Below are 8,661 nucleotides of genomic sequence, written 5' to 3' on the forward strand. Positions count from 1 at the left end.
GCCCACCGCGCCTTCGAGGCCGCGCTGGTGCATCTGGTGCAGGTCCGCGTCGGCCCCGACCGTTTCGCCTATCTGGCCATCGCGCGAACCAAGCCGCGCCATGCGCCGATCCCGTTTTCCCAACTCATCGCGACAGAGGAGGCCGCCTGATGCGCGCCGCGCTTGCCTGGATCGGGGATCGGCTCCCGCCGTCCCTCTACTTCATTCTGGCCGGAAATTCGGCCGCATCCCTCAACGGAGACCACGACATGACCGAGACCAACGGCCCGCTTGCGCGCCTGCGCAAGGCTTTCCGCAGCCTTGAGGATCTGCCGGAGGTGATCCCCGCCGCCTGGCGTCCCGGCAATGCCACCGATCCGCTGCCCGTCGAGACCGCGAGTGTCGACGATATCGCCATCGCGATCGTCGCCGCGAATGCCGAACTGTCCGCGGCCATCCAGCGATCCTCGGCGCTGGAAAAGCTTCATCGTCTGGCGCGTGAAGCCGGGGCTGTCGGCACGGACCGCGCCGTGGATGCGGCCCTGAAGCGGGAGGGGCGGTAATGGCCATGCCGTTCCCCAGCACCGACGCGCCGACAGAGGCCCGCCTCGACAACGTGCCAACGTTCGAGGATCTCGACCGGCTGTCCATCGGCGAAATCGCCGACATGCAGGCAGACCTGCTGTTGGCATTGCAGGACGAAGCAGCGGCCGAGAGCGCCCGGGTCAAGCGCCTGAAGGACCGTTTCGAGGCGGCACTGGCGCAGCGATATGGCGCCGCGACCGAGGCCAAGCGGTCTGCGCAGGGCAAGACCTCGGGCACGGTCCGGATCGAGGATGCGGGTGTGGTGGTCATCGCCGACCTGCCGAAGAAGGTCACGTGGGATCAGGACCGGCTGGCCACCATGGCAACCCGGATCCGAGAGGCCGGCGACGACCCGACCCAGTATCTCGAGATCGCCTATCGCGTGCCCGAACGCCGCTTCGGGGCCTGGCCCGACGCCATGCGCGACGGCTTCGCAGCCGCCCGGTCCGAGACCACCGGCAAACCCGTGTTCCGGCTCGAGACCCGAGACCGGTGACGCGCGGCGGCGGGACGCCCGAGCGGCAACGCCGGGCAGGTTCCCCTTCGGCACCCGGTCACCCCCGCCGCCGCGCCCCTTTCAATCCTTCGGAGAACCCCATGGCCTTCCGCATCATCACCGCCGACGAACGCCTCTCGGCCGCCGAGAACAAGACCTCGCTCGCCATCTTCGGCCCGCCCGGCGTGGGCAAGACCACGCTGCTGAAATCCCTCCCCGCCGACGAAACCGTCTGCCTCGACCTCGAGGCTGGCATGAAATCGGTGCAGGACTGGCGCGGCGCGTCGATCCCGGTGCGCAGCTTCACCGACTTCCGCGATCTGGCGGTGCTGATCGGCGGGCCGGACCCCGCGCAACATCCGCAGTCCTGGTACGGGACCGAACGGCACGCGTGGCTGCAGGCCCAGCACCGCGACAGCGGCATCGAAGCTTTCTTGGCCGCGCGGCGCATCGTCTTCGTCGACTCGATCACCGATCTGACCCGGCAGGCGATGGCCTATGCCCGCCAGCAGCCCGAGGCCTTCTCGGACCGGACCGGCAAGCCCGATGTCCGCGGCGCCTATGGGCTTCTGGGGCGTGAGGTGATCCAGGCGCTGAAGCACCTCCAGCATGCACGCGGCAAGACCGTGATCTTCGTCGGCGTGCTGGAAAAGGTGACCGACGATTTCGGCGCCGTCACCTGGCAGCCGCAGATGGAAGGCAGCAAGGCGGGGCGGGAATTGCCCGGCATCGTGGACCAGGTGGTTTCGATGCACCTCTTCGCCCGCGATGCCGAAGGCGGCTGGGTGCTGGACGAGACCGCCACCGACCGCCGCCTTGTCTGCAAGTCCGGCAATCCTTGGGGCCTTCCCGCCAAGGACCGTTCCGGCCGCCTCGACCTGACGGAACCGCCCGACCTCGGCGCGCTGCTCGCCCGGATCGACGGCCGCGCCCCCCACCAATCCGTTTTCGCCTCCTGATCCCTGAAAGGACATGATCCCATGAGCTACGATCTGAATGACGCCCAGCCGCAGATGGCCCCCATCGGCGAACTGATCCCGGATGGCACCTTCGCCAAGGTGCGGCTGACGATCCGCCCCGGCGGCGTGAATGGCGCGACGCCGATGGATGCGGGCCTGCTGAAGGCCTCGCAGTCCAGCGATGCGCGCATGCTCGACTGCGAATTCACGGTGGTCGAAGGCCCGCATGCCCGGCGCAAGTTCTGGCAGAGCTTCACTGTGGCAGGCGGCAAGCTCGACGAGAAAGGCCAGTCCATCGGCTGGAAGATCTCGAAATCCACGTTTCGCGCCATGGTCGACAGCGCCCTCGGTCTCGATCCCCGCGACGAAACCCCGGCGACCAAGGCAAAGCGGGTGCTGCCCGGCCTCAAGCATCTCGACGGCATCGTCTTTGCCGCCCGCATCATGGTGGAGCCCGCGTCGAACCCGCAGTATCGCGACCAGAACCGCATCGCCAACGTCGTTCTGCCCGACGAGCCGCAGCATGCCGCCGTCATGCGTGGTGAAACCGTCCCGCCGGAACCCGTCAACGCCCCGCCGCGCAAGGCCGCGAGCGTCGCGGCGCCGGGCTGGCAGGCGCCGACTCCGGCATGGGGCGCGGCAGCGCAGCCCACTGCGACGGCCGCTCCGACCTGGGGCGCACAGACCGGACCCGCTGCACCGGCCACGCCCCAAACACCGGCCCCCGCAGCACCGGGCACCCCGGCGATGCCCGCGTGGCTCAATGGCTGAGGTGCGGCGAAAGCGGCGGTCAGGTGGGTCCGCAGGGTCGCCTGCCGCCGAGCCCGATGGGGATGGGCCGGCAGACCGGCCCATGACCCCCGACGAATGGCAGGCGCATGTGACGCGCGCCGCCGCGCTGGAGATCGGAACATGGCTCGAGGCCCGAGGAAGACTGCACCAACCCATCGCAAGCCTTACCCTCGGCGACCTCGAGGCCATGGCCAGCAACGCGATCTCGCGCTGGATCGTGATGCAGACCGAGAAGCTCCAGCGGGCGGGTTGGCCGCCCGAGGACCCGATCGCGAATTTCCTGCTGGGGTAGCGCTTTGCGCCGTCTGCGCGCGGGAGGCTCGTGGCTTCGGCTACATCCACCGCCTCCAGCACGACCGCTATCCCTATCACCGCTTCTGCTCGCTCCGCTGTCAGGACGTGGGCAGCGCAATCGCCCAAAGGATGAATGGCATGATCGACAAGACCGCCCGCGAGGCACAGGCGATCCGCGACGCGCGGGCGCTCTTTGCCGAAGCGTTGACCGACCTCGGGCTCATGGAGCCCTTCTTCCATCGCACCGCCGCCGATATCGACCGGCTGATCGAGGCGGCTGTCACCGGCTATGTCGACAGCATGCTGGCGCAGGGCGCGCGCAAGGAACGGACCGGCACGGCCCATGACGATCCGATTCCGTTCTGAGGGGGCCGCCATGATCGATTTGAACAATGAGGCCGCCCCCTGGACCGACCTTCTCGCCGCCGCGACGGCGAACGCCATCACCGACTTCGAGGTCGAGTTCTGCGAGAGCCTGCGCCAGAAGCTGGCGACATTCGGCGCGCGTGCCCGGCTGACAGAGGCCCAGCACCACAAGCTGACCTGCATCGCGCAGGCGGGCGGCTTCTGGGAGCGCGACCAATGATCGACCTGAACCACGGCTCGGGCTGCATCTACGGTCAGGATGCGCCGCGTCCGCCGATCGCCACTGCCGTTACGTCCGCCATCGATGCGGCCCTGACGGCGCGCAATCGCGCCGAGCGCCCCCGCACCTATGTCAGTTCCTCTGGGCTCGGGCGCAACTGCATGCGCCAGATCCAGTTCGACTATCTCGCTGTCCCCAAGGACGAGGGCCAGGAGTTCGAACCGCGCATCCTGCGGATCTTCGAGGCGGGCCATCGGGCCGAGGACATTGTCGCGGGCTGGTTCCGGATTGCCGGGTTCGATCTGCGCACCGAACGCCCCGATGGTCGCCAGTTCGGCTTCGCGGCCATGGCGGGCCGGTTCAAGGGCCATATCGACGGCTGCTTCGTCTCGGGCCCCTTGGCGATGGATTATCCCGCGCTCTGGGAGAACAAGGCGCTCGGCGCGTCGAGCTGGAAGGATGTGGTCAAGCGTGGCGTCAGCATCGCGCGCCCCGTCTACGCCGCCCAGATCGCGCTCTATCAGGCCTACATGGACCTGCCCAACCCGGCGCTCTTCACCGCGCTGAACCGCGACACGATGGAATTGCACACGGAACTGGTGCCGTTCGATGCCCGCCTGGCGCAGGAAATGTCGGATCGCGCGGTCACGGTCGTGCAGGCATCAGAGGCGGGCGAGTGGTTGCCCCGGGCGGCGACCGAACCCACGGCCGTCGTCTGCCGGGGTGGCATGGCCGGTGGCAAGTGGCACGCGCCCTGCGCATGGGCGGCTAGGTGCTGGGGTGAGCGGCGATGATCCCCGAGGCCTATGATCTCAAGCGCATCATCCGGGCCCATCGCGCGTGCTTCTGGCTGCCGGACCTGCTCGAAGGGTTCGAGTTCGCACCGGTCTGGCGTTTCGCCGATCAGGCGCAGTTCGATTCCGACGACGTCGATGCGCTGGCCCGCCGCCTGGCGGCCGGTCCGCAACGGTTGCCGCACCCTGAGACGATTTTTGAGTTGGCCGACCGCAGTCGGACCATCCGCAGCCAGATCGTCTACGCCCGGCAGCGCGACGACGGCATCGAGGCGGTCTGGCTCGCCCTGTGGCGCAGCCCCAGACGTTGGACCGATATCCATGCCCATGTCCGGATCACCGATGGTGGCATCGCGGAATTCGCCACCAATCCTGCGCTCCGCGATGCAGGGCTGGCGGAACAAAGCGGTCAGGCGGCTGCGGCCATCGTCTGGCGCGGGCTCGCGATCCTCGCATCGGCAGCGAGCATCAGCGAACGCCAGATCGCCCCGGTCAAACGCAAACCCTTCGCGCGGGATGGCGTGCGCGGCTGGACCTGGCATCAGGTCGCCATCGATCCGGCCCGGCTTCGCGCCGCATCCGAACCGCTCGGCGGCAGTCATGCCAGCCCGCGCTGGCACCTGCGTCGGGGGCATTGGCGCCAGTTGCCGGACGGTCGGCGCATCTTCGTGCGCCAATGCGAAGTGGGCGATCCCGCGCGCGGCGGGGTGGTGAAGGACTTTGCGGTGGAGGCGCGACAGGCATGACGGAATTCACCCCATCGGCAGCGCAGGCCGCCGCCATCGCCGAGGTCCGCGACTGGTTCGAGAACCGCACGGACACGCAACAGGTGTTCCGGCTCTTTGGCTATGCCGGATCGGGCAAGAGCACAGTGCTGAAGTTCGCGCTCGATGAGCTTGGCTTGTCGCCTCACCGCGGCGCGAAGGACGGCACCTGCGTGCCGGGTGTGGTTACCGCCACCTTCACAGGCAAGGCGGCGCTGGTGCTGACGCGCAAGGGCACGCCCGCGCGCACCATCCACAGCCTGATCTATTCTGTGATCGAGGCCACGGAAACGGAAATCGAGGCCGCAGCGCAGAAGGTCCGAGAGGCCGAGACTGCTGCGCGGCGGCTGACCGGCTTTGACCGCACCACGGCCGAGGCCGCGATCGAGGCCATGCGGCAGGCGCTCTCGGCGATGAAGCATCCCCGTTTCGCCCTGAACCCGCAGAGCGATGCGGCGGATGCAAGGCTGATCGTCCTCGACGAGGTGTCGATGGTGGGCGAGGAAATGGCGCGCGATCTGATGAGTTTTGGAAAACCGATCCTCGTTCTGGGCGATCCGGGTCAGTTGCCGCCCATCAAGGGCGAAGGCGCCTTCACCCGCGATACGCCCGACGTGATGCTGACCGAGATCCACCGTCAGGCGACTGAGAGCGCGATCATCCGTCTCGCCACCATGGCGCGGATGGGCGAGCCCATCGGTTTTGGCACCTACGACACCCATGTCGCCAAGATGCGCAAGGGCGACATTTCGCCGGAACAGGCGCTGCGCGGCGGCCAGCTGATCTGCGGGCTTAACGCGACACGGTTGCAGATCAACAATGCGATGCGCGCGGCGGCTGGGCTGGGCGGGACGTATATGCCCACTGGCGCGGCGGAAAAGATCATCTGCCTCAAGAACGACAATTCGCTCGGGCTTATCAACGGCATGTTCCTGACCCTCGAGGATATCGTCGACGAGGGCAGCCTCTATTTCTCGGCCGTGGTGCATGACGAGGACGGGCGCCGGGTATCCCCCTTCGACAGCGACGGCCGCCCCGGGCGGCTGCGCATCTACAAGGGGCATTTCGAGGATCATGTGGCCTACGACGCCAAGCGCCATGACCGCGACTGGCGGGAAAAGCGCAAGCTGACCGAGGCGACCTACGGCTGGGCGATCACCGCCCACAAGGCGCAAGGGTCGCAGTGGGAGAATGTGATCGTCTGGGATGACGGCCTTGGCCGCAGCGAGATCGACCGCCGCCGCTGGCTCTATACCGCCATCACCCGCGCTGAACGCGGCCTTGTCCTTCTGGCCTGAGGGGGCGCGATGATCGATCTCAACGATGTCGCCACGCCGAAGGCACGCCACGATCTGGCAGCGGTCAAGGACCGGCTGGCGGCGACCGCAGGCGATTGGCTCCCCGGCATATTTCCGGAGGCGCGGCTTGCGCGCGACCGTCGCTCCTTGCGCTGTGCAGACCTGTCCGGCCGCCCGCCGCGCAAGGAAGGGTCGTGCACCATCCATCTCGACGGACCATATGCCGGCTGGGGGTTCGATTATGCCACCGGCGAAAGCGCCGGGCCCATCGATCTGATCGCGCAGGCGACAGGACTGAGCGACGGCGCGCTCTTCGACGAAGCTTCTCGGATTGCCGGGATGAATTATCCCGCGCCCCGAAACGCGCCACGCGCGAAGCCCGATCATACCGGCGAGATTGCGCGACTGGTCGACGGCGCACAGCCGCTCGCTGGCACCCCCGGCGAAACCTACCTCCGCACCCGCAGCCTTGCCGATTCGGGATGCCCGGATCTGCTGTTCCACCCCGATTTGCCGGATTTCGACACGCGACGCGGTTGGCCGGGGCTGATCGCATTGCCACGCCTGGCGGATGGCACCCGCGCGCAGGGCATCCACCGGACCTTCCTGCTGGACGACGGCAGCACCAAGGCACCTGCGGGAAAGAAGATGCTGGGTTCGGTTGCCGAAGCAGCCGTGCGCCTGTTCGCCATGCCTGCGGACGGCCACCTCGGCATCGCCGAAGGCATCGAGACAGCGTTGGCAGCGCATGCCCTGTTTGGCACCGCCGTTTGGGCGGCGCTGTCCGCGGATGGCCTCGCGCGCTTTCGCTGGCCCGAGGGCACGACGCGGATCACGATCTACGCCGATGCAGGCGACGCAGGTCGTCAAGCCGCTGCGACCCTGTCAGATCGCCTGAACCGGGCCGACATTCCGAACGATATCGTGGTCCCGCTCCATGGCGATGATTTCAACGACGATCTGATGCGCGGGGCGCGTGCGGCCGACTATCGCCCGGAGATTTCGGCAGACGAGCCGATCGGACTTGAGGCTTCGACGCCAGTGGCGGCTCCGGCACCTGGCGATCCGGACGCTCTGATTGCCGCCGCCGAGGCGCTGACCAACCCGCCCGAACTCGCCGCGCTCTCCAGCCTTCTCGGCCGTCTTGCGCTTGCCCGGCTCGATCCGCTGCCGGAACGCCAGATCCTCGCCCGGATCAAGACTGCGACCGGCATCTCCATGTCGATCCTCGACAAGCAATTGACGGAACTGCGCCGCCGCGTGCATGTGACGGGCGATCCGCAGGGCAGGATTGCGCGTCCCGCCTGGTTTGGGCGGCTGTGCCAGGATCTGTCCGGCACGCCCGAGCGCAACGAGGCCAATGTGATCATCGCCCTGTCCTCGGATCCGGTCTTTGCCGGGCTCCTGGCCTTCGACGAGTTCGCGCAAGGTATCGTGGTTCGTCAGCCGTTGCCATGGGATGATCCGGCCATCCGATTTCCGCGCCCCTGGGACGATGCCGACGATGTGCGCACCGCCGAGTGGTTGCAATTGCGCGGGCTGAACGTCGCCCCGATGGTTGTCGGCCGTGGTGTCGGCGCGGTGGCCCGCGACATGCGCATCCATCCGGTTCGCGACTGGCTCGACACCCTGAAATGGGACAGCACGCCCCGGATCGAGACCTGGACCAGCACCTATCTCGGCGCCGCGCCGACAGCCTTCCATCACACCATCGGTGCACTCTGGCTGATCTCGGCCGTGGCCCGGATCTATCGGCCCGGCGTGAAGGCCGATCATATGCTGATCCTCGAAGGGCCGCAGGGCGCGCGCAAATCGACGGCCATCAAGGTGCTGGCGGGCGAGGACTGGTTCACCGACGAACTGCCCGAGCTTGGATCCAAGGATGCTGCCATTCACATGCAGGGCGTCTGGATCGTGGAAATTGCCGAACTCGACGCCATCGGTCGGGCCGAGGTCTCGCGCATCAAGGCCTTTCTGACCCGCACCACTGACCGCTTCCGTCCGCCCTATGGCCGTTACACCGTTGAAGTGCCACGCCAGTGCGTGTTCGCGGGCACCGTGAACCCCGACACCTATCTGCGCGACGAAACCGGCAACCGCCGCTTCTGGCCGCT

11 protein-coding genes are annotated in these 8,661 nt (G+C 67.6%); all 11 read left to right on the plus strand.

What is annotated here, in order from left to right; genetic code table 11:
- Positions 1 to 149 precede the first annotated feature (149 nt).
- Positions 150 to 542 (plus strand): hypothetical protein, encoded by a 393-nt coding sequence (locus E3D03_RS19315; protein ID WP_263568305.1) that lies wholly within the window; start codon positions 150 to 152, stop codon positions 540 to 542.
- Complete coding sequence (locus E3D03_RS19320; RefSeq protein WP_263568306.1) at positions 542 to 1,060, plus strand: hypothetical protein; 519 nt, start codon at positions 542 to 544, stop codon at positions 1,058 to 1,060. Before E3D03_RS19315 ends, E3D03_RS19320 begins: the two co-directional genes overlap by 1 nt.
- 101 nt (positions 1,061 to 1,161) lie before the next feature.
- Complete coding sequence (locus E3D03_RS19325; protein ID WP_263568307.1) at positions 1,162 to 2,019, plus strand: ATP-binding protein; 858 nt, start codon at positions 1,162 to 1,164, stop codon at positions 2,017 to 2,019.
- A gap of 21 nt (positions 2,020 to 2,040) precedes the next feature.
- Positions 2,041 to 2,790 (plus strand): hypothetical protein, encoded by a 750-nt coding sequence (locus E3D03_RS19330; protein WP_263568308.1) that lies wholly within the window; start codon positions 2,041 to 2,043, stop codon positions 2,788 to 2,790.
- A gap of 82 nt (positions 2,791 to 2,872) precedes the next feature.
- Positions 2,873 to 3,103 (plus strand): hypothetical protein, encoded by a 231-nt coding sequence (locus E3D03_RS19335; protein ID WP_068767866.1) that lies wholly within the window; start codon positions 2,873 to 2,875, stop codon positions 3,101 to 3,103.
- A gap of 140 nt (positions 3,104 to 3,243) precedes the next feature.
- Positions 3,244 to 3,471 carry a DUF6511 domain-containing protein gene (locus tag E3D03_RS19340; protein ID WP_097031834.1) on the plus strand — a complete coding sequence of 76 codons (228 nt, stop codon included), beginning with the start codon at positions 3,244 to 3,246 and terminating at the stop codon, positions 3,469 to 3,471.
- A 10-nt stretch (positions 3,472 to 3,481) separates the two neighbouring features.
- Positions 3,482 to 3,691 carry a hypothetical protein gene (locus tag E3D03_RS19345; protein ID WP_097031988.1) on the plus strand — a complete coding sequence of 70 codons (210 nt, stop codon included), beginning with the start codon at positions 3,482 to 3,484 and terminating at the stop codon, positions 3,689 to 3,691.
- On the plus strand, positions 3,688 to 4,485 hold the full coding sequence (locus E3D03_RS19350; RefSeq protein ID WP_263568309.1) for a hypothetical protein: 798 nt from the start codon (positions 3,688 to 3,690) through the stop codon (positions 4,483 to 4,485). Before E3D03_RS19345 ends, E3D03_RS19350 begins: the two co-directional genes overlap by 4 nt.
- Complete coding sequence (locus E3D03_RS19355; protein WP_263568310.1) at positions 4,482 to 5,231, plus strand: hypothetical protein; 750 nt, start codon at positions 4,482 to 4,484, stop codon at positions 5,229 to 5,231. Before E3D03_RS19350 ends, E3D03_RS19355 begins: the two co-directional genes overlap by 4 nt.
- A complete protein-coding gene (locus E3D03_RS19360) occupies positions 5,228 to 6,547 on the plus strand; it encodes an ATP-dependent RecD-like DNA helicase (RefSeq protein ID WP_263568311.1) in 1,320 nt (439 codons plus the stop codon). Before E3D03_RS19355 ends, E3D03_RS19360 begins: the two co-directional genes overlap by 4 nt.
- A 9-nt stretch (positions 6,548 to 6,556) precedes the next feature.
- On the plus strand, positions 6,557 to 8,661 hold a 2,105-nt coding region (locus E3D03_RS19365; RefSeq protein ID WP_263568312.1), incomplete at its 3' end, for a VapE domain-containing protein.

The organism is Paracoccus sp. DMF (genome assembly GCF_004407025.1).
In the GTDB taxonomy this organism is placed as follows: domain Bacteria; phylum Pseudomonadota; class Alphaproteobacteria; order Rhodobacterales; family Rhodobacteraceae; genus Paracoccus; species Paracoccus aminovorans_B.

Coding starts and splice junctions, on each gene's coding strand:
- E3D03_RS19345 (WP_097031988.1), top strand. CDS start 3,482: ATGATCGATTTGAACAATGAGGCCGCCCCCTGGACCGACCTTCTCGCC.
- E3D03_RS19355 (WP_263568310.1), top strand. CDS start 4,482: ATGATCCCCGAGGCCTATGATCTCAAGCGCATCATCCGGGCCCATCGC.
- E3D03_RS19320 (WP_263568306.1), top strand. CDS start 542: ATGGCCATGCCGTTCCCCAGCACCGACGCGCCGACAGAGGCCCGCCTC.
- E3D03_RS19340 (WP_097031834.1), top strand. CDS start 3,244: ATGATCGACAAGACCGCCCGCGAGGCACAGGCGATCCGCGACGCGCGG.
- E3D03_RS19315 (WP_263568305.1), top strand. CDS start 150: ATGCGCGCCGCGCTTGCCTGGATCGGGGATCGGCTCCCGCCGTCCCTC.
- E3D03_RS19330 (WP_263568308.1), top strand. CDS start 2,041: ATGAGCTACGATCTGAATGACGCCCAGCCGCAGATGGCCCCCATCGGC.
- E3D03_RS19360 (WP_263568311.1), top strand. CDS start 5,228: ATGACGGAATTCACCCCATCGGCAGCGCAGGCCGCCGCCATCGCCGAG.
- E3D03_RS19350 (WP_263568309.1), top strand. CDS start 3,688: ATGATCGACCTGAACCACGGCTCGGGCTGCATCTACGGTCAGGATGCG.
- E3D03_RS19335 (WP_068767866.1), top strand. CDS start 2,873: ATGACCCCCGACGAATGGCAGGCGCATGTGACGCGCGCCGCCGCGCTG.
- E3D03_RS19325 (WP_263568307.1), top strand. CDS start 1,162: ATGGCCTTCCGCATCATCACCGCCGACGAACGCCTCTCGGCCGCCGAG.